20 protein-coding genes are annotated in these 20,480 nt (G+C 38.7%); 5 read left to right on the top strand and 15 right to left on the bottom strand.

Annotation, left to right across the window (positions count from 1 at the left end; all coding sequences use genetic code 11):
- The first annotated feature begins 1 nt into the window (after window position 1).
- From DMP02_RS05020 to DMP02_RS05005, 4 genes are all read left to right on the top strand, one after another.
- The gene (locus DMP02_RS05020; RefSeq protein WP_126322302.1) at window positions 2-2,074 is read left to right on the top strand and encodes a hypothetical protein; all 2,073 of its coding nucleotides are present in this window, start codon (window positions 2-4) and stop codon (window positions 2,072-2,074) included.
- A 480-nt stretch (window positions 2,075-2,554) separates the two neighbouring features.
- Window positions 2,555-3,001 (top strand): helix-turn-helix domain-containing protein, encoded by a 447-nt coding sequence (locus DMP02_RS05015; protein WP_126322301.1) that lies wholly within the window; start codon window positions 2,555-2,557, stop codon window positions 2,999-3,001.
- A gap of 115 nt (window positions 3,002-3,116) precedes the next feature.
- Window positions 3,117-3,521, top strand: coding sequence for a response regulator (locus DMP02_RS05010; RefSeq protein WP_126322300.1), 405 nt, complete (start codon window positions 3,117-3,119; stop codon window positions 3,519-3,521).
- Window positions 3,522-3,689: 168 nt separating this feature from the next.
- On the top strand, window positions 3,690-4,649 hold the full coding sequence (locus DMP02_RS05005; protein ID WP_197720787.1) for an Rpn family recombination-promoting nuclease/putative transposase: 960 nt from the start codon (window positions 3,690-3,692) through the stop codon (window positions 4,647-4,649).
- A gap of 22 nt (window positions 4,650-4,671) precedes the next feature.
- Here DMP02_RS05005 and virB11 read toward each other — a convergent pair whose 3' ends face one another.
- From virB11 to DMP02_RS04935, 15 genes are all read right to left on the bottom strand, one after another.
- The gene (virB11, locus tag DMP02_RS05000) at window positions 4,672-5,643 is read right to left on the bottom strand and encodes a P-type DNA transfer ATPase VirB11 (RefSeq protein WP_126322299.1); all 972 of its coding nucleotides are present in this window, start codon (window positions 5,641-5,643) and stop codon (window positions 4,672-4,674) included.
- Between the two features lie 6 nt (window positions 5,644-5,649).
- Window positions 5,650-6,735, bottom strand: a complete 1,086-nt coding sequence (locus DMP02_RS04995; RefSeq protein WP_126322298.1) for a TrbI/VirB10 family protein — start codon at window positions 6,733-6,735, stop codon at window positions 5,650-5,652.
- A gap of 5 nt (window positions 6,736-6,740) precedes the next feature.
- On the bottom strand, window positions 6,741-7,046 hold the full coding sequence (locus DMP02_RS07470; RefSeq protein ID WP_126322297.1) for a TrbG/VirB9 family P-type conjugative transfer protein: 306 nt from the start codon (window positions 7,044-7,046) through the stop codon (window positions 6,741-6,743).
- Entirely contained in the window at window positions 7,012-7,464 is a 453-nt protein-coding gene (locus DMP02_RS07465; protein ID WP_172593952.1) for a TrbG/VirB9 family P-type conjugative transfer protein, read from the bottom strand. The genes DMP02_RS07470 and DMP02_RS07465 overlap by 35 nt, the downstream gene beginning before the upstream one ends.
- Entirely contained in the window at window positions 7,457-8,200 is a 744-nt protein-coding gene (locus DMP02_RS04980) for a virB8 family protein (RefSeq protein ID WP_126322295.1), read from the bottom strand. The genes DMP02_RS07465 and DMP02_RS04980 overlap by 8 nt, the downstream gene beginning before the upstream one ends.
- Window positions 8,201-9,211, bottom strand: a complete 1,011-nt coding sequence (locus DMP02_RS04975) for a type IV secretion system protein (protein ID WP_126322294.1) — start codon at window positions 9,209-9,211, stop codon at window positions 8,201-8,203.
- Window positions 9,208-9,567, bottom strand: coding sequence for a hypothetical protein (locus DMP02_RS04970; RefSeq protein WP_126322293.1), 360 nt, complete (start codon window positions 9,565-9,567; stop codon window positions 9,208-9,210). The genes DMP02_RS04975 and DMP02_RS04970 overlap by 4 nt, the downstream gene beginning before the upstream one ends.
- Before the next feature lie 21 nt (window positions 9,568-9,588).
- The gene (locus DMP02_RS07460) at window positions 9,589-9,720 is read right to left on the bottom strand and encodes a hypothetical protein (protein ID WP_269471418.1); all 132 of its coding nucleotides are present in this window, start codon (window positions 9,718-9,720) and stop codon (window positions 9,589-9,591) included.
- Between the two features lie 31 nt (window positions 9,721-9,751).
- Window positions 9,752-10,453, bottom strand: coding sequence for a type IV secretion system protein (locus DMP02_RS04965; protein WP_126322292.1), 702 nt, complete (start codon window positions 10,451-10,453; stop codon window positions 9,752-9,754).
- Window positions 10,447-12,837: a VirB4 family type IV secretion/conjugal transfer ATPase gene (locus DMP02_RS04960; RefSeq protein ID WP_126322968.1), complete on the bottom strand. Its 2,391-nt coding sequence runs from the start codon at window positions 12,835-12,837 to the stop codon at window positions 10,447-10,449. Before DMP02_RS04960 ends, DMP02_RS04965 begins: the two co-directional genes overlap by 7 nt.
- A 50-nt stretch (window positions 12,838-12,887) precedes the next feature.
- Window positions 12,888-13,187, bottom strand: a complete 300-nt coding sequence (locus DMP02_RS04955) for a type IV secretion system protein VirB3 (protein ID WP_126322290.1) — start codon at window positions 13,185-13,187, stop codon at window positions 12,888-12,890.
- 24 nt (window positions 13,188-13,211) lie between these two features.
- Window positions 13,212-13,535: a TrbC/VirB2 family protein gene (locus tag DMP02_RS04950; protein WP_126322289.1), complete on the bottom strand. Its 324-nt coding sequence runs from the start codon at window positions 13,533-13,535 to the stop codon at window positions 13,212-13,214.
- Between the two features lie 304 nt (window positions 13,536-13,839).
- On the bottom strand, window positions 13,840-14,574 hold the full coding sequence (locus tag DMP02_RS04945) for a hypothetical protein (protein ID WP_126322288.1): 735 nt from the start codon (window positions 14,572-14,574) through the stop codon (window positions 13,840-13,842).
- A gap of 576 nt (window positions 14,575-15,150) precedes the next feature.
- Entirely contained in the window at window positions 15,151-16,842 is a 1,692-nt protein-coding gene (locus DMP02_RS04940; RefSeq protein WP_126322287.1) for a type IV secretion system DNA-binding domain-containing protein, read from the bottom strand.
- Window positions 16,826-17,470: a hypothetical protein gene (locus DMP02_RS04935; RefSeq protein WP_126322286.1), complete on the bottom strand. Its 645-nt coding sequence runs from the start codon at window positions 17,468-17,470 to the stop codon at window positions 16,826-16,828. Before DMP02_RS04935 ends, DMP02_RS04940 begins: the two co-directional genes overlap by 17 nt.
- 608 nt (window positions 17,471-18,078) lie before the next feature.
- On the opposite strand from DMP02_RS04935, the gene DMP02_RS04930 reads away from it, so the two are divergent.
- Window positions 18,079-20,433, top strand: a complete 2,355-nt coding sequence (locus DMP02_RS04930; RefSeq protein ID WP_126322285.1) for a hypothetical protein — start codon at window positions 18,079-18,081, stop codon at window positions 20,431-20,433.
- The last annotated feature ends 47 nt before the right edge of the window (window positions 20,434-20,480 follow it).

Genomic DNA, 20,480 nt, shown 5'->3' with positions numbered 1-20,480 from the left:
CATGTTTAATTTAACCGAAACTATTACACATTTTAATCAAGTCTATCAAAAGCGAATAAAGTTAAATAAGACGTGGGGATTAGTTTATTTACACCCTAAATCCTTGGATTTTTTAAATCAATGTTGCCGACTGATTCAAGAATCGGTTTATCACGCGTCTCCTTTTGTGACGCAGCGTCGAGCTTTACGCGCTACATTGGCTAAAACACAGGATCAGTCGACATCGGAAGCGTTAGCGGCGTTAAAAACCATCGTCCAGCAATTAAAAACCGACGAGTTAGTTCGACAACGACTCGATTGGGAAGAGCATTTACAAACACTGTTTAATACAGAAATATTTTGGCAACAAGGTTTTAATCAGTTAGAAAGTAATCTTCGCGCTAAACTCCAATTGAAGCAAATTTATCAGGATTGGAAGAAGCATCGACCCTTTCAATATTATTCAGCGCAAGGCCTCTTGTTTCTGCTCAACGTTATTGTTCACTATCAGTATCATTTTACACAAGCTCACGAAGAACTGGAGAGAAAACAACAGGCCTGGCTGCCTTCACAACGCTTGCCTGCGCCTATTGCTGCAAGTTACTGTCAATTTTTAGAAAGAAAATTAAACCATCTTAAGGTATTACAACAGCAAGTGCTTGAGGTACTGTTGCTGCGATTAAAAATCGCTGAACACCGAAAGCAAGTTACCTGTGATGATGTCAGTTATGCTTTGGTAGAACAAAGCCAACGGTTATTATCCCTCTCTATCACATTGCCTAAGCACCAAAGAACGCTGGATGCCGCTACATTTAATCAAATACACCGTGCTATTGTACAATACGGAAGCCCTCATCATAAAAATCAGCTATATGGATTAGCCTGGTACCAATATGCAGAATTCAGCGCAGCTAAGGATATTACTCTTATCACGATATCCGTACACCGATTATTGGCTCCAACAAAATTAATTCACCTCATACCAAAAAAGGTAAGAAAGCCCGCCTGGTTATTTAGAAGTAATAAAACACGTTTCGCTTTTTTAGAAAGGCAGCAAGCGCTATTAGCGCAGCTTTTGTTGCCGTTGGATTTTACGCCGTTATTACCAAATTCATTTTCTACTATCCACGTAACGCTACAGCCATTCATCCTACGTTACCAGCTATTGCAAGAATCGCTACAATCCTTGGAACAACAACCGGCACTGCGCTGGTGGCAGTGGCGGCAAAAACGTTGGGAAAAGGCCTGGCAAAAATGGTTGATGCACCATTTTCAAAAAAATCAGGAGGATTTGCGCGAGGTCTTAAATCATTTTTTTATCCACCTGCAAAACCACAAGGGGTGGCTGAGCCAGGCAACCTGTCGCCAACCATTACAGGATAGCCTAACCACTATTCAACACCTTATCGAACAAGGGCCTTATGCTGCTCACTGTACACGCTTAGCTTTCCTGCTGAAGCATTTGTCAACACAACTACACGCCAAGGCAGAGGAGATCGCACGAGAAAGGCACCGCGCCGCATCCTTAACGCAAAACTTTAAACAAGATGTTTCTATCGCGTTAGAGGCTTATGTAAAATATTATCATGACCAAGGACAAACGATACCTGAAGCACGGATGGCAGATATAGACTATTTACGTAAATTACTCAATACGACTCATGACCTCCTCTTATTACGAGAAGGTGTTATGCAACGTTATCAGACGATGCAGCGACCCCCGCTTGCTAAATTAATGACATCTTTGGATGGTAGTGCCTTACGACAGGGGTTACGAATTGTCTTAGAACATCCTAAATACCGCATAGAGCAGTTTACGCTGGCTGTTGCTAGCTTACCATCGTCTTCTCAAAAAGTTCTTTATCAGGGGAATAATCTATCTGATTTTGCATTGAGGAGTAAAGAAAGCATTGTTGATAGGCAGGCTACAGCTTCTAGCATTCCTGATATAAATAACATGGCGTTATTAACCCTAGAACAACAATTTACGCAGGTGCAGACACAAATTCAACAATTAATGAACAACACCGACCGTACTAATCTACCCCTACAATCACCTGACATTGTCAAAAACCATGCCCGATTTTTTAAGTGATCTTGAGTATCCAGTTTATAAATAGACCTGGTTAATGACTACTTGACTAGATGACATAAAAACCCGCTGTTATTCTTTATAAAAAAAATCATAGAAGTCCTTGCATTCCCCGTATGGGGGCCGCTAACATTAAAACTGATTCGTTCATAAAAAAATCTGGCGCAGGAAATTCCCACGCCAGCCGCATGTACAAGGTACTGAACATACCTTGCCGTTGCTAACCACAACCAATTCGGGAGAATTGATCATGGCTGTTACTATCATAAATCACAGAGCCCCCTTAGGGCAATCGGCTTCATTTTCTAAGAAGCGGATAATTTTTTCATCTTACCGATCCCCAACATTACAACTCCGTATAAAACGCGTGCTTGAAGCGATTTTAGTACGTATTTTACAAACATAACTCTTGGGCTTTTTTTCAAAACCCAATCTTATTTCTCATTATTTAGTTAGGGCTATTGTTGTGCCCCAGGAGTTATCATGTCTAAAAAAAAAGTCACTGGTTCTGCAGCAGAAGATCCAGATATAACACAGTATTCAGCGAATCAATCGACGGATATCGTCACCCGTATTTTACGATTACTCGGCAATCATTCGCCATCAGTCAAGCAACGACGACTGATTAAAACCTTATTATTTAATATTAGTTTTAAAGCTGAGCTTCTTTTTGATAAGTCATTAGCGCCACGGGAACAAGAGTGCTTATTATTCGCTGCTTTGGGTTGCAGTTCCGCTCAAACTGCCGAGATATTACCTATCGAAAAAAAAACGGTTGAAGAATTTCTAAGTAATACTAGAAAAAAACTGGGTTGTAAAAACACGACCCAAGCGGTTGTCCAAGGAATTCGTTATGGTTATATTTCACCAGAAAAATACGGACAAAACCCCGTAAAAATACGGGAGAATAAATCGCTTGCAACGCAATAAAACCCGTTGCTTTCCTTACAAAGTCAGTGATTAAATTTCAGATTTTTACGGGATTTACTTTACGGCTAACTAAGGCAAACTCATTCCATAGTATTATTTTTAAGGAGAATTTAAGATGAATCATAGTACTGTAAAAGAAAACCTATCTTCTCGATCGGGCCGAATTCTTGTCGTCGAAGATAATCCACTCATTCAACGCATACATCTGCAACTACTCCAAGGACTAGGTTGCCACGTTGACTGCGTGACTCAAGGACAAGATGCGCTTCGCCAATTAACTTATGATCTGGTGTTTGTCGATCTAGGTCTCCCCGACATCTCAGGTGAAATGGTGATTGAAATGATTCGTGCCAGAGAAGCAAAAAGGAAACGGATCCCCATTATCGTCGTTAGTGCGCATGGCAAAGAACAAGAACTGCAATGTTTGACATTGGGTGCTGATCAAGTGCTAACAAAACCTGTGAAAATAGAAGATTTTCGTGCTATTTTAGGCGATTACAATTTGCTCGAAAAGCAATAGTAATTTTGCTTAAAGCACCTTGTACCTATCGAGAGGATAGGGCAATGGCATAGAAAAACCCATAGAGTACCTTCCTGCGGATTATCAGGTGGCCTCTATGGTTACTAGATGTTATGAATAGCTTAACTATGATAAAATCACGGTTACTTTAAAGGAAAAAAATAGACTATGCTATCTAAATTTTTAGACCCTAAGAATGACATCGCGTTCAAAGTTATCTTTGGGTCGGAGAAGAATAAAGACATCCTCATTCATTTTTTAAATGATATCCTTGGCTTTACAGGTAGTCAACAGATTCAATCCGTAGAGTTTCTAAGTACGGTTCAGGATCCTGAAATTGCAGCAAAGAAGCAAAGTATTGTTGATGTCTTATGTCGTGATGAAAAAGGAACAAAACTGATAGTAGAGATGCAGGTTGCAACTACGAAAGGCTTTGAGAAGCGCGCCCAATATTACGCGGCCAAAGCCTATGCGCAACAGGCTGACAAAGGAGAGAAATACCACGATCTCAGAGAGATCATCTTTATCGCCATAGCCGATTGTGTACTATTTCCGAATAAATCAGGCTATAAGTCGGATCATATCATACTGGATAGAGATAGTTATGAGCATGATTTAAAGGACTTCTCGTTTACCTTTATCGAACTACCTAAGTTCCATAAAAAAGAAATCGCCCAGCTTGAAACTTTAATAGAAAAATGGTGTTATTTTTTTAAGTATGCAGCCAACACGAAGGTGGCCGATTTAGAACAGATCATCGGTAGCGATCAGATCATTAAGAGGGCTTATGAGGCTTTGGACCAATTTTATTGGTCTGAGAATGAGCTTGCACTCTATGAACAAGAACTTAAACGTGTTCGAGATAATGAGGCAGTACTAGCACAGCAAATAGACGATGCCACTGAAAAAGGCCTACAGCAGGGAATACAGCAGGGAATACAGCAGGGAATACAGCAGGGAATACAAAAAGGGGAGTATGCTTTTCTCCATCATTTGCTGCAACGTAAATTCCACCAAGTACCACAACGCTACTTAGACAAGATGGGCTGTGCTGATGCAGATACGCTTCTGAAATGGGGCGAATCCGTTTTAGATGCGAACAATTTAACAGATATTTTTAACGAATAGTTTTTTCGTAGGTTAAGACGACTTAAAGGCTATTAAAATAAATCTCTGCCACCTCGACAAACTGGGTAGGATTAGTGCTACGCTTTAGCTGGATAACGATGGGGATGATCGATTTGATGTAGGTGTGTAGGTTTTCTTCACTGGAAGTTGAGCCGGCCTGCTGCATCATAAAGACTAATTGCTTAAAACAGCCTTGAGGCGTATCGGCATGTACGGTACTCATACTGCCTGGATGACCACTGTTAGCGGCTCGGAGAAAGGACCAGGCTTCGCTACCTCGGAGTTCAGAAAGAAAGAGGCGATCGGGTCGTAATCGCAGACAGGCCTTAAAGAGTTTTGACGCGGTAATTTGTTCGTCCTCTTCATTGAACAGTAAATTAACTGTGTTAGGCTGTTTAATATTAACTTCCCGCGTATCTTCGAGGGTAATCAGCCGTTCGGTATGGGGAATGAGCTTTAAACAAGCATTTAAGAAGGTCGTTTTACCCGTGCCGGTTCCGCCACTGATAATCAGATTTTTCTTTGATTGGATGGCAAGTTTTAGAAATCCAAAAATATCTTTTTGCTCATGGAGCGTTTTTAGATCAGCTATTGTTTTGTGATAGATATTTTCTTTTATAGCGGCATAGTCATCAAAAACACCGGCTTTCTGATAGTCCTGTAAACGCATGTCACGACGGGAATGACAACGGATCGAATAAATGATTTTATCTTTTTCACAGGCTGGCGACATAATACATTGTATTCGTTCTCCGGTCGGTAAATAGCCGGAAAGAAGCGGGCAGGGAAACGGCTTATGGTTAAATTCGGCAATCAGGTTGGCCAGTGCTTCAAGAAAACTGAATTCTAACGCTTCTACTTCATGACGTGTGAAAACTCCGTTTTTCTCGACAAAGATCACTTTGGGTTGATTAATACAAATTTCAGTGATACCCTTTTTTGCCAAAAAGGGTTTTAGGGGTTCAAGATGTTTCTCTAAGGCTTTTGTCGACATGTTGAGTTAGAAAATAGTGGTTTTAGGAGTAGGATTTGTTTCTTGCTGAACCGCACTAAAATCCAAATCATGTGCAACAAATACCTGAAGTGGACTTCCTTGGTTAATCCACAAAGTCGGTGGAATCATACCGCGTTGTAATGTTTGCTGTGCGGTTTGGTTGAGACTATTGGCTACTGCCAACCGATAGGCTTGGGAAGCATTATAAGACGCGTTACCCCCCGCAACACCGACATTCGATGTACCTGCGCCTAATATCGAAAGCAGTGCGGCCGTACCAAACTGTTGCCAAAAATGGCGATCAATCCTATCCGCCGACATCCCTCCCATACCTAACGCATCCACACCGGGTGAGGCTAGATTCAGATTGATACCCTCGGGTGTTATTAAACGTGTCCAAACCACAAAAACCCGCGACTGCCCTTGTAGCATGCCGCTCTTGTATTGTCCGATTAAGCGACTCCCTGGTGGTATTAATACCTGCGAGCCATCCTCAGCATAGACAGGTTGGTCGACGATGGCTCGTAAAGAACCTGGCAAATCGGAATTAATGGCCGTTTCTAGGGTGGCATGGAGCAACTGACCTTGTGCAATCAGTTGATTAAGAGGGCCTATTCTTTTTGCTTGCACCGTTTTATCCGAAACTTTGCCCGCCTGTTGTAAAAATTGCGTATTAGCATCCGTCATCACGTTTTTTTCTGAGGATTTTTCTACGAGGGCATTAGCTTGATGGTTATTTTCTGTGTTAAATAACATCATGGGTGAGGATAGGCGTTGTTGCAATTCTTTTTGTTTCGCTTGTAATACCGCAATCTGTTGCTCGGATAGGTTTTTTTCGGCCGGTTTTTCTAATATAGGAGAAACTTTGACTTGTTCTGGTTCGGTTTTTGGTAAAGTATAAGCCTCCTCTACAGAAAATTCCGTTTTATTGCTTATTTTTCTAGCATGGAAATAAAACTGTGTGGCTAGTAAAACTAATAGCCCACCCAGAATGACAAGAAGAAAAGGCCTTTTATAACGGGCTTCGGCAATTTCAGGTAAACCCTCGGTAGATGATGGTGTCGTTTCGTTGTTTTTTTCTTTCTTTTTCATGATCTTCACCGAATGTTTTGCCAATCACCAATCATTGCATCGTTATAAACACTGGTAACATAACTACCGCTCCGTAAAGTAAATTGTGGTGCCGTAGAATTGACTACGATGTAGTTTCCTTTTCTATGGTAATTGACTAAGGTTTCTTTGCGATTTTTATCGACAATAAAAATGGCGGGTAAGGTGTTATTAAAACGGAAATACGTAAATTGATTATTACAATCAAAGGCTTCACGCGGTGCTAAGCGTTTGTCCCCTGTAAAACTATATTTCCAGTTAATTTGGTGTGGGATCGCAAACACCCACTGCATTGGGCTGCTCGTTACGATTATAGCCACCCGTAGGATAGATAAAGCGTAATTTATACGTCGGTGAAACTTTTGCAGGCGTTGAGTCTAGCTGAAAGTTGTAGCTATTCACATGGGTTAATACCGTCATGTTAGTTTTTGATTCGGTGACGGGCTTAATGAACAGATTATTTTTAACGGGCACGGCTTGCCAGGCTAAGCTATCACCGATAGAGACTGTTTGTATTTCTTCAGTAGGCGCCAAGACAATTTGGGTTTCGTAACCATAGTGCCCATGAATAACGACCACATTATTGGGGTCGTAGGTTACTACTTTAATATGCCGGTCCGCTGTAACCTTTCGGGGAATTAAGGCCGCTTGAGTCAAGGTACTTTGTACTAGGATAACCATCAGTAAAAGAAAACTTATTTTTTTATTCATGCTTATCATGTCCCCCATTATTTAAATTAACTGGCGTCACTTGATAATAGATCACGGTAAATCCGAGTGGATTTCTATCCAGTTGCGTTTGCGTGGCTTTCATCGACTGATATTGCCATTTTAAAATCGCCTCTTGATGGACAATTTGTTGTGTATTGGCCGTTTTATCACGTAATTGTTTTTCAAAGCGAATAGCGGCGGTATTGTCATTTAAACGGGAAACTGATAATACACGCACGGTAATCGCTTTATCTTTACCGTATTTTTGATAGGGTGAATTAGCTAGGTTGCTGCTCACTTCGGCATCGTATTGTTTACGAATGATTGCATTCGATTGTGCCCAGGCTAGTTGGTAAGGAATTTCTAAATTATCGCTATCGTAGCTTTCACGATTCATCACATAATGAATAATAAAATAGCGCGTCATTTGCCAATTTGCAGTTAAGCGTGTTGGCTCTAGTTCACCAAGTTTGGTGACTTCACCTGTCGCTTGATTAAACGCATAGAGATAGGGAACTTTTTGTTTGAGTGGAATCAAGCACGCTATCACAACTAATGTAAGCAACAATGCGGTAAGTAGTGCCGTATTTATTATTAGTGAATAACGCAGCCAAATCGTTTTACTGTAATATCGATCATAACGCCAATCCGAAGCCGCTTGATAAAATGCATTACCTGGATCCACGCTCTTTTCTTCTGCTAAGGCTTTTTTCTTATTTTTTAAAGTCGTCATCATTCAATTATTTTTTCCCTGTTCTACCGCTGAATGAATAGCTGATTGTTTTTGACCTTGCGCTTTTTTTACCATTGCGCTTCCAGCAGATTTAAGACCTTTTCCGGTTAAACGCGCGGCTGAATTAACTCCCGTGGTATTTAAAGCTGATTTCACCATACTGCCTATCTGACCTAATGCGCTTAAGGTCAATCCACCACTTAAACTACTGGCAATCGATAAACTTTGTTTTAATAAAAAGGCGGTTACTAACGATAAACCACCAAACAGTCCTACTGTAAAAAAATCAGGAGCACCTTGAAGCGCTTGCTGATTAAGGTCCGGTAACACCAAATTTATCAGCGAAAGCATCAACGATAAAATACTTGCGGTGATAATCGGGATTAGTGAAAAATTAAATAACTTTTGCAACCAACTCACAAACCAACCGCGTGTGGATTCCCAAAGCATAAAAGGTAGAAAAAGAGGACCTAAGGCCAAACCAATGGCCATCGCAAGTTTAGCGTAGATTAAAAGTGCTAAGGCGGTAAGAGAACATAAAAAGGTAAAAATGATAACGAGAATAGCGCATAAAAATTTTTGGATAGTAAAACTACTCAATAATTTTCCGGCCGCACTCATGCCTATACCATAAACTTGGTTTAAAGCCTCTGCTATTGTTTTATCCGTCGTAAACTGATGATTGGAAGCATTAACAATAATTTGAGCTATGTGGTTAGGTTCATTAGTAAAAATATTGTAGATAAAAAGCTGGTATAAAGACCAGTTTATTATTAGGCCATAAACCATGAGTAAAACAAGGATATGCCGATTAAGCGTGTTAAAATCAGCACTCAAAGTATGTAACGTAAAACGATAACCTAATACAAGAATATAAACAGTACATAACAACGTCAAAGCATAGCCATACTGTTGTAGAAACTGTTGATAGACGTTATGAACAAAACCTTCAATCGTTTGATCGACAGCACTTAAGGTATCAGTTATGAATGTATTAACAGAAAGCGTGCTCATTGTTCTTTACCAAGGAAATGTAACGCTTTTATTTTTTTCCAAAAAGTAGGGTCTCTCAAATCTTCTACGGTAGTCGTAGTGGGAATAACATGTCTATCGATTAAGCGACGATAATATTCTTGTGTCCACTCATTACATTTCTTTTTTAACGAATAATTTTGTTTAGAATAACTGTAATAATAGGCACATTCGTCAATAGGATAACTGCCTCCTCGTAAGAAAAACTCTTCATCCATAACTTGAATCATGTTTGTATCAAGTAAAGGATTTTTATGACCACAGGCGGCCAAAAGACTAAAACTAGTGAATAAGACGCTAAATAAAATAAATTGTTTAAAAGGTAAAAATAATCGCATAAATATTTTCTCCATTTACCACTAATTAATTTTAGTTTTAGTGCCACAAAACGTGGCATTTGCATCACAAGGGGCTTGCAGTGGTTTAGTTACACAGCCGCTTAGCGATAAGACTAAAAACAGTGCTAATAATGCCGATAGATATTGCCTCATTTGTTAACTCCTCCATTACTTGGTATTGCCTTCAAAATTTCGTACTCAGAAAACGAGCCGTTTGTATGGCATCATTGACTTCCGCTTGTGCATCAATCGCGTGTTGTTGATTGAGCAGTGCTAACTGACGCAGTGTCTCTAATTGAATCAGATTGTTCTCTATAGTTAGTCGACTCTGTAAATCTAGCGATTGTTTCAGTGTTGTTGTACTACCAATCTGCTGGCGTAATTGATTGGCATAGTTAATCTGTTCTTGAATCTTGTCATAACCCAATTGACTAGCGGCTCTCGCGGCTAAGGCCGTTTTTGCTTTTAAGGCATAGTAAGCTTGATCGCATTTATTCGGATTAACCTGGTTATAGAGTGGTGTATCCACAGGGAATTCCTTCTCCAGAAAATGAAGGGTTTGGCCTAATAGACTGCTATTGCCGCCTTTTCCGGTCATATTAAGGATAGCTTGCCACTGATCGGTGTTTTCGCCCCAGGATTGATGATCGGTAAATTGCCAGCGTCCCCATTCAGACTGACCCGATACCGCTGCTTGAATTTGGTCCGTTAACCCTGCAATGGTATTTTGTATGCCGGAAATCTGCTGTTGATAGCCTTGAATTTGTTCGGCGATCATCAATAGGTCACTAATCGGATCTGCGGCACTGGGAAGCGGTAAAAGGATGAGTAAACTAAGAATAGTAATTTTAATCACAGGAGCCAAGCTCAATTGAGTCGTTAACATCCTATTTTCTTCACTTTTCTTCGTTGCTGGAAAATGGGTAACCAGATGTTGGGGTCATCCCCGACTTCTGCACGAATGCTATCCAATAAGGCTACGGTTTCTTTTCGTCCTGAAATAACGGCAATTTCATCGTCTAAGCCGTGTAAATTTGCTCTTAAGACAACGGATTCTTTACCTCGACCATAATTAAGCAAAAAATAATGACTTTCACTCGGTAAGGTTTTAATAAGTTCAAATTCACGTTCGCTTAAACCAAAGCCCTCAATATACGTTTTTCTATCCGCACTGGGATTAGGAAAAAAGATTTTGCAGGCGGCCGCTTCATTAATCGGCGTTTGAATGGCTGATGACAAGGTATCGTAAGCTGCTTGTGTAGCCAGACCAAAAAAATTGTTTTTCTTACGTGGTGTACGCGATAAATCATTGATAATTTTTTTAAAGTATTCATCTTGTAAGGCAAGCCAGCCTTCATCAAGAAAAATCATGCCACGCTGGCCTTCGAGCTGCTGACTAAAGCGATGCAACAAATACATTAACGTGGGTGTTTTGCAGCATTCGTCTTTGAGAATATGGCTTAAGTCCAAACCAATAACGTCAGCGTTGTAGTGATCTTGTTCAAAACAATCACCCGTATTGTCAAACAGCCAAGCCTGTTCACGGCCACTGTGCCACAGTTCAAATCGTGCACGCAGCGAACCTGGAATATTCGCGCCGAAAAATGGCGCAATATGGCAAAATTGGCGTTCTTCGGGATTTAAGCGATACATCCCCGTAATCGCCTCTTCAATGGTTTTTATTTCTTGTTCGTCAAATGGTTTATGGCAAGATTTTAAAAGTTGTTTAAAAAGCTGTAATAAAAATGTGCGGTTTTCTTTAGTATCCGCTAATTGACAAGGATTAAAGCCAGTTGCTATACCTGGTTTTAACACCTCATAGATGCCCCCCAAGGCCCTAACTAAAATTTCTAAACCGCGATCTTTATCGAAAATAACCCGTTTGCCACCGAATTTCATACTTTGGGTAATGAGAAAGCCAACTAATACCGTTTTACCACTGCCGGTTGCACCGACAACAATAAAATTACCGACATCCTTATCGTGAAAATTAAAATAATAAGGACTGCCCGATAAGGTTTCTAACACCGTCACCGCATCACCCCAGAAATTATCCTTAAATTTTCCGATAGGCGAATTATGTAAGCTCGCCAATGCGGCCATATTTTTTGTAGAGATGTCCGCTTCCCTGACAATATAAGAAAAATTTCCAGGTAATTGCGCCCAGAAGCCGCATTCACAGGCCATGTCTTCTCGAACACATACAATGTCGCGATCGGAAAACAAAGCGATGATCTCACTCACCTGTTGGTTAAGTTGTTTTTGACTGTCGGCATAGCAAACTAGAGTAAAATGGTGTTGACCATAACCCGCTTCGCCACTAGCCGCATCATCAAAGGCCTCGTCGATCTGCTCGGTTTGACGTAGGGATTCTTCTTGAGTTTGCTGCATATCGTGTTGCTGATCCCGTAAACGGGTTTTAGCTAAATGGCGATCATAGAACCGAAACGATTGGGTTAAGGTATATTCCGCTCGTAAGCTATTTAAACTGTCTAATAAACCTTGGTAGGTGATGGATGGATACGCTTTAATAGCGAGTACCGCCGCAAATTTTTTGCTATGATCACTGGCACGGCATTCTATGGTTCCTGAATGACGATTAAAAAACAGCCGCTTTCTCGGTAGATAGGTTGAAGCATCTTGGAACAGTAGCGGTACAGAATACTTATCGTAGTTAATTAATTGGCCTATAAATTCTAGTGGCTCTGAAAAAAGCTGTTCGCCTTTTTGATAAAGACTGAGTAGTTGTGGTTGATAATCTGCTAAGGTTTGCAGTACATTCTGTGTGATGGCCGTCAAGGCAAGCTGTGTTTTGGCTAGTTGTCGTTGCTGTGCGATGTGGTCTGCTTGCTGGCTTAATTTTTTGATCCAATCAAACCCTTGATTTAACACACCTTCGGCCGGTTTTGTGACGATGCCTGCATAGTGTTCATGATGGAATAAAGGCTGCTGCTGTATTCTTTTGCGATAGTTTTCATTTAGTTGCTGCGCAAATCCTGGTTTAAATTCACCGCCTGGATACTCCGTGGTTTGGCGACCCACCGTCCAAAAATAAACAGCGTATTCCGACGAAAAGTGTTTAAACAAACTATTGCGGCGGTTTTTATAGGCGTCTAAGATTTCCTCGCTTTGTGTAATACCGTCAATACCCGCTAATCGAATAATTTGAATTAACTGACCGTTTTTATCGATCAAGGTATCGTTGTTATAGTGGCCTATAATATTAATATGTTGTGAAGCATTGGTTTCCCTTTTTAAAAGGGGTTCCATTTAAATCCCGCTTGCTTTTTTCGTTTTTTCATTTTTGTTAACACCGTTTTTTACTCTAGTTGGTAACTATTCGTGCCGCCCCAAAACGAATGATTCAATACGGGCGGCGTTTGTGTCAGGTATTTCAGCCATACGCGGAAAAACTGTAAATCCTTCATCGTTAGGCGAAATAAAATCAGATGAACTAGGCCAAATAATGGAATCCCTATTAATGTGTGTAAATCAATACACAACATCATGTTGATTGCCAGATTTGCAAAAAACAAACGCATGGGAACACCCATAAAAAGCGGTGGCCGTGTTAAGGCTAACGCTAACGGATCGACTTCAAGTTGGTAATCTTTGCTCAAGCGAGCTCCTTTTATTATTTGTTCCTAAGAAATTAATAGATGTAATGCTCTGGCGACACCACCCGCACCAAACATAATAGCAATGCCGACTAAGGTTTGTAGAAATCGTTTCCATTCTAAATAATGGCCTGCACAGAGTAAGCCCATGCCAATAATAGCGACGGTAGCAATCGATAATCCGGTTGCGCCATAAACGGCATCAATCACATAGTTAAGTCCTTGACTGACCGGCGTATCACCGCCAAAAGCCCATACAGATGAAGAAAAAATAAAAGGGAAAATAATAAGGGGAGAACGAAGCAGAACTTGATAAATTTTATTTCCTTTTTTAAATCGATCAGCCATCATGGGTCTTTGCTAAAAAGCTTATTTTAATAGCTTTATTTTAACGTATTTTTTATTTTAATGCAGCTAAAATTAAGCATTTTTCTCTATTACCCACTCCTGATTTTTTATCCTTTTTTGTTAATAAGTTGATCGTTAAAAGTAAGGATTAAGCATTTTTTTGTTGTTTTAATAAAGGGTGGGTTGCCATACGGCAGGAGGAATTATCCCTCCCAAGAGCAACAGTTAGCTAAATGACTGTTATAAATTTTTTAGCTCTCCCCCTTATGGAGGAGGGTATTTTATGAATAGTCACATAGGATGCTTGTTAAGCACAATAGTCATGACATACTGCTCTATCATTTTTAATATTACGTTGGACCTTTCCGAGTTGTGCTTGATCAGAAAAAATATGTAAAAACTTTCTAAATCCATTGCAGTCTTCAATATCGTTTGCGGCTTGTCTTAGCTCCCTTATTATGTTGTCTTGGCAAACATAGAGTAAGTAAAAAGGTTGATGCGATATAACATTTCCACTTATTAGGGCATAAGCGGATTTTTTAGCTGTTCTCATTTTAGATAAAACAACCTTAAGTTGCTTTTTTAAATCGTGGATGCGCTTAATAATTTCTTGGTTATCGGGTAAACAATCCAACGTCAACTTTTTAAGCGTGGTGAATTCGTAGGTTCCAGTTCTCTGGTTTTTTTTAGTAGAATATCGATTTTTTTGCAGTTCTACTTGCTCCCCAAAAAGGGTTAAGAATTTTTCAAGCGCGTTATAGGATTCGATATCGTCTGCAACTTTTCTTAAGCACTTTATTATGTCGTCTTGAGCATAGTACAGTGAGTAAAAATTTTCATGAGGTATAATATTTTTACCAAATAGCTCATAAGCGGATTTTTCATCTTCTTCCATTTCAGAAAGAATATCTTCTCCATGAAAGTCACGTTCAAATTTTTTTTCTAATTTGTGTAAACACTGGATAATTTTTCTGCTGCCGGGCAAACAATTCAAAGCTAATTGTTGTAGGGTATTGGATTGGTGTATTATAGTGGAAGCCATTTAATTTACTCCGATATAGTAGATTGTGGTTAGCTGGTAGGCTAGGATTCGTAGTCCTGACTATCAGCGCTTTCTTAAGATGTTTTATTTTTCTCATTTTTTAATTTATTCCTTAAATATACTATATTTATAGTGTTTTTGTCAATAATAGTGCGTTATTAAATTAGTATTTTTTAGAGAATTTATTAAGGAAAATAAATTTAAATTCTATTAAAAAAACAAGCACAACTTACCACTGTTTAAGATTACAAAAACTCAGAAGTTTTATAAAACATAAACATGCGAACCATGGTCAGTCAGTTAATCTAAAGAGAAAATGAATCTTCTAAACATTAAACGGTACTAAACCCTTAATGCGTTAGCCTCCTTGTATGCGGTTTGCCGCATGATAGCGACTGAACGGAATTTATTAAGAATACTGAATTAACAGGCGCGAAACACACAGGCAACGCCTGTGCCTGAAATAAAAAAGATCACAAACCTTTTCACATTGTTAACATAAAAAACTATCTTATTTAACTGTATTTTTTGTAAGGTACGAATTTTAATGGTAACAGAAATATTCTGTAGCTATTTTTACGAGTAAGTTACTTTCACCTTTTGCCAGAAAAATTTTCCTACTTTACTGATATAAAAGGCTTCGCCTGGCTGTAAATCTTGTTTTATTGAGTCAGGATGAATAATAAAGGATTTATTACGTTTTACACTACCCATCCCCGTTGAGGCGTCTTCGCTGATCTGCGCCGTAATATCAAATCCATCTTGCGTACCTACCCAACAGGCGATGCTCTCTGCACTTTCATGATCATTAAGCCGATGGCAGATTAACGTATTAACGCAATTTAAGACTTGCTTTTCAAAGTCAGTATCGACTCGTTTTAAGTCTGCCAAACCTTGGGTGCCAAAAATAGCATGGATTCCTTTTCCACGTCCCATATTGACAAGATTTAAGACCTGCTCACCTGCAAATACAGAAAACTCATCAAAAATAGTAAAAATACGCTGTTTGGTTTCTAAGCGGTCAATAACAGCCTTAATATCGTTAATAATTAATTTGCCTAAAACTTTAGCAAAACTGGGGAAACGTAGTGCCGGCAAAGCAAAGTACACAATACTGCCTGACTGGATGACTTCTGCCAGATTAAATGTGTTTTTCGTTTTTTCAAAAAAAATCCCAAGCTCAGAGTAAATGAGCAGATTTAAATGTGCTTGCAAACCAGTAATGTCCTTCGTGTCATAACGCTGCAAACGGGATACACGCTTTTTTAGTGATTGATCGGTAATGGCGCGTGTTTTGAGAGCGAGTTCTTGAAAATCTAAGCAATTAACAATCGTTTTTAAATCAAAGTTCTTTTTTAGCGTCAGTAATACTTCAAATGTGGTTTGTAAGTAATCTTCAGCAATAGAACGATAATAATCATTTTCCCAGTGATCTTTGAGGCTAATTAGTTTATCTTTCAGTTCTGTATAGCCACCGTGTGCTAAGGGATCGTAGTGATGATAATCTCCACAGTTAAATCCATAGAAAGCGCGTTGATAGTCTTGAGATTTTTTCTGAAGCCAGGTCACATTTTCTTGGGTAGGCTTACCATCGACGATAATCAGTGGATAGGTCTTCTGTAGTGCGCGTTGATAAAAACGGCGTAAGGTTATCGTTTTCCCGCCGCCGGTTGTGCCTAATACTAAAGCCATTTGATTCACGGCAGCGTCGGGAATAATAACCGCTTCCTTCGTCGCAGAAATGCCTAATAAGGTTCCGTCCTCGTTTTTTTTATTTTGACGAGTCAAGCGTTTATGCCAAGGGTTCCGATAAGATAATGCTTTGCCACGTTGAATCGCTTTTAATTCCCATTCATGCGTAGAATTAGGAATCCATTCGGTCATGCCTAATACACTAGCCAACAGTAGCGGAAATCCGACTAAATAATAAAAGGCTTGCTGATACGCAACTCCCAGCGCAACCGGAAAACCTTGGGTGAACAAGGTTTTCCAAAACATAAGATGGTCAACAAAGCCATCGTCGATGAGCTTAAGGAAAGACAATGTAAAATGCGCTTGCCATTCCATCAAAAAACAACTGTAAACCGCCAATGAAATACCTGTTAAAAATATCTGCCAAACGGAATAACGAAGTCCTCGGATAAAAACAAGAAAACACAAAAGACCCAGTAATCCTACCCCGAGTTGCCATAAACAACAGAGGCCAATTAACAAGCACTGAATGGCTTCTCGTGGACGTTGTAAGAAACTGTTATCCTGTACTGACATGATAATTTGTTGGTTGTTTTTCTAAAAAATGCTTCAGTAAGTAAATTTTAACAAACGACATCGCTTTGGTTGCCTCCTGTAATCGCGGTTGCATAGATTCCTTACAAAAATACCAAACTTCTTGAATTGAGAACTGGCTGGCATAGGACTTTAAAATATCGTCTAAACGAAGCTTACTTTTGTGAGACAATTCAACTTCAATAGCAATTTGTTTATCGTCGGGAAATACTAAGACGCCATCAGGTAAATGGCCGTGCTGGCCTACACCGAGCTTATATTTATCATGTTTTAGTTTTCGTTCACTGATCCAGGTCACATCGGGGTAAAGGTCCCTAAACTTTAAATAGAGAGTTAATACCGTCAGATCATGCCGATAGTTAGCCAAGGGAACTCGATGCAACGGAGGTAATGGAGTAAATCGTGCTCCTGCAGCGGTTAAGCGAAATAATCCATGCTGCTTATAAAAGATTCGTTCATGCTGTACTAAATGATGACGAATCAACTTATTAATTACTTGATAGTTTCTAGGTTTTCGTAAGCCAAAGCGTTGATTGAGCTGAGGCATTTCACAAAAACCAAATTCATTAATAAATCGTAAGATATCCACATCACGTGACGTTAATTTCAAAAAGGGATAATCCTAATTTTTTTATTATAAAAAATTGGACTCCATTTCGTGCCAATAAGCAAGCATAAATTTGATGATTTGGATTTTCATGTTCAACTTATTGGATAGTATAACCAAATCCGGTTAACGTAATTATTCCATTTTTTTAGCACAACCCCATTCTTAATCACCTTCAATTCTTTACACTATTATTTTCTTCTTCTCGCCTCCTCCTCCTCTCTCTCTCTTCACTTCTCACACAAGATTTACTTACATGCCCGCCCAACAGCCATGACCTCAGTTTTACAAGACACGAAGAGACGATGGAAAAGTGAGGTCATGGCTGGTTTCTACACCGTAGAATGGGCGGGCAGACCTTGTAAATCAAGACAAAAAGCACTTTAGAGTTTACTAGACTCAGAATAGATATCGCAGTTTAAAATTTTATTTGCTCTATTTTGTAATAGAGAGTTCTATAATTAAATTGATTTTTTTATTTAAACGTATTATACATTTAATATTAATTGAAAAATTTATAAAATTTTATTACTATAAATTAGAAGTTTATCGAAGTGGTATTTTTAAATTAGATACAACAAAATTTTTACCAACTATAAAGGGATGCTTATATGTCAAATGTTATTACCAATAATTCCAATTCTTCTCATGTAGATAAAAAGCAGCGTAAAGATTCTAAAGTTAACAAAGTTTCAGAGTTACAACCGAAACGAAATGGTTTTATTTCCGGCTTATTAAATGGTTTGTACAGCTCTACACAATTTATTTTAAATAATCCAGCGAAAGTACTGACATTAGGTTTAGTTGGTCAAGTTGTAAGTAGTAGTGCTTTAGGTAATTTTCAGGGTCAGGCTTCTTCAAGAACTAATAATTCAACTGATTTACTACTTTTAGATAAACCCCATCTTAACGAGAGTTTAGCTCTGATAGAACAACGGATAGGATCCTCCGTACATATTGAAACTAAGCAAGAAAAAGATAAGGTGATTAATTTTAAGATATCTAGGAGATTAAGACAATTAGATTTTGAATCACAGAGAAAAGATAGTAACAATAATGTAGCAATAAATAGATTGAAGTGGCTTAAAGAAGATATAAATGACTTTAGTGTAAATTTAAATCAGACAGCTGGTTCCTATCAAGTTAATGTGGATACTGAAAATAGACTACATATCTTGATTGATAGGTTAGACAGTCTTAAAGAGAATATACCGCTAGAATATATAGGGGAATTAGAAGTTATCAACAAACAACTACAAAGTTTGCTATTTCCACTGAATGATCCAAAAATTACGGATGAAAAGGACGCAAAAGAGTTAGCTAACTCTAGTAAACAATCAAGGAATCCTAGACAATCTGGTGTGGGTCCGCAACCTCCAAATGAGAATGCTCAGATAATGACTAATTTAAGCTATCTTCAGGAAGATGTAAATGATTTGAAAAACAGAGTAGATAGGGTAACTAATTCTGAAGCTAGTTTAGCTGATGTATTGCGTATTAAAAATGAGGCTGAATCCAGAATAGCTACTTTAACTGCCCGATTAGATAATATTAAAAGAGATGTATATCAGGAACATTCAGTGCAAATAGACGCTATTAATCAACAAGTACAAGGATTGCAATCTCAGCTGGATTCAATTAATACGGCACTCTTACAAAAAATAGCCAATATTGAAGGCAAGCTTACAGAACAGGATAAAGAAAATGCAAGACGAAGAGAAGCCGACCGAGATGCCAATAAGCAACGTGCGATTCAAGATTGCATTGCTGCTATTAGAGACGGAAGCCCGGAACAGGCAAATACTAAATGGCAGCATATTATAGAGTTAGACACTAATAAACATTGGTTTAAAGAAGAACTTGAACATATTATTCGAGAAGCTTATGGTAGTTCTTTAAGTAATTTTAATAAAGTAGAGGGCTTTATTAGCCGTTTGCCTTTAATTTCGCAGTCAGCAGTGGGTTACAAAATCCTTATAGAAGGAATGAAACAAAATGGCCAATTTTTTACGCCAGAAATGGTACGAGTAGGGTATCGAATTAAAGAATATATGGATATGCCTAATTATTCTAATATTGGCCAAGAATATAAAAACATTTATGATTCGCTAAAATCTGGTTTGCCAGAAGCTGTTAGACATTTATTATGGCGTAAAGTTTGTCTTAGAAATACAGTGAAAAATAATGAATATTTATATTCAGCCAATAATTATTTTAAATATGATGATGATAGATGGAGAGTGTTTACATGGCGTTCTGGATATCCGGGAAGCCATGCTGTTTGGAAATTTGAAACTTATGATCAGGGAAAAACATTTGAGATAAAAAATAATTATCGGGGACAATATCTATATGCGGCTATTGGTGATTTAAAATATGATGATGATAGACGACAAATATTTACGTGGCGTAACGGAAATCGAGTTCAAAAAAATGAGTGGAGAGTTGAGTTGTTAACAACAGATGACTCTAAAGATGGTTCAGAAATTGCATTGTGGAATGATTTTTATGATGAAACACTTTATGCAGCTGCTGATGATTTAAAATATGATGATGATAGGCGTCGAGTATTTACTTGGATACCAAACACTCCTTTGTTGCAGGCTCGCTGGAAGATTGAAGATTGTGGATCATATGGTAGTAGAAAACGTCGAGATCTATCGGAAAGGTTTACAGTTGTTAATGCAATGCTCGCTAATGAAAAACTGGATCAAAAGGATAAACTAAGAGGTGTGTCGGGTAGGAATTTAGTAGGTACTGAGGTAAATAGTAATGCTGTTAATAACAGCAGCGAGTTATCTTTTTTAAAAAATAGTTTTGGAAGTAACTTGCTATTTTTTGGTGTTCAGCGACCTCAAACAGCTTTGTTGGATGGCAATGCGCCGTTTTCAAATTTATCAGATGTAGGGGATACTCACTTAAGTGCTCCTTATCAAGGAAAGTTGAATACAACTCTCTCAAAGTAATTTTTTTAAGAATACAGTTAAATAGAGTGCAGTAATAATTACTGCAC

Origin of the sequence: Candidatus Rickettsiella viridis (assembly GCF_003966755.1) — a bacterium.
Classification (GTDB): domain Bacteria; phylum Pseudomonadota; class Gammaproteobacteria; order Diplorickettsiales; family Diplorickettsiaceae; genus Rickettsiella_B; species Rickettsiella_B viridis.
Note: the sequence above shows the minus strand (reverse complement) of the source record. Positions and strands in the feature narration are given on the sequence as shown.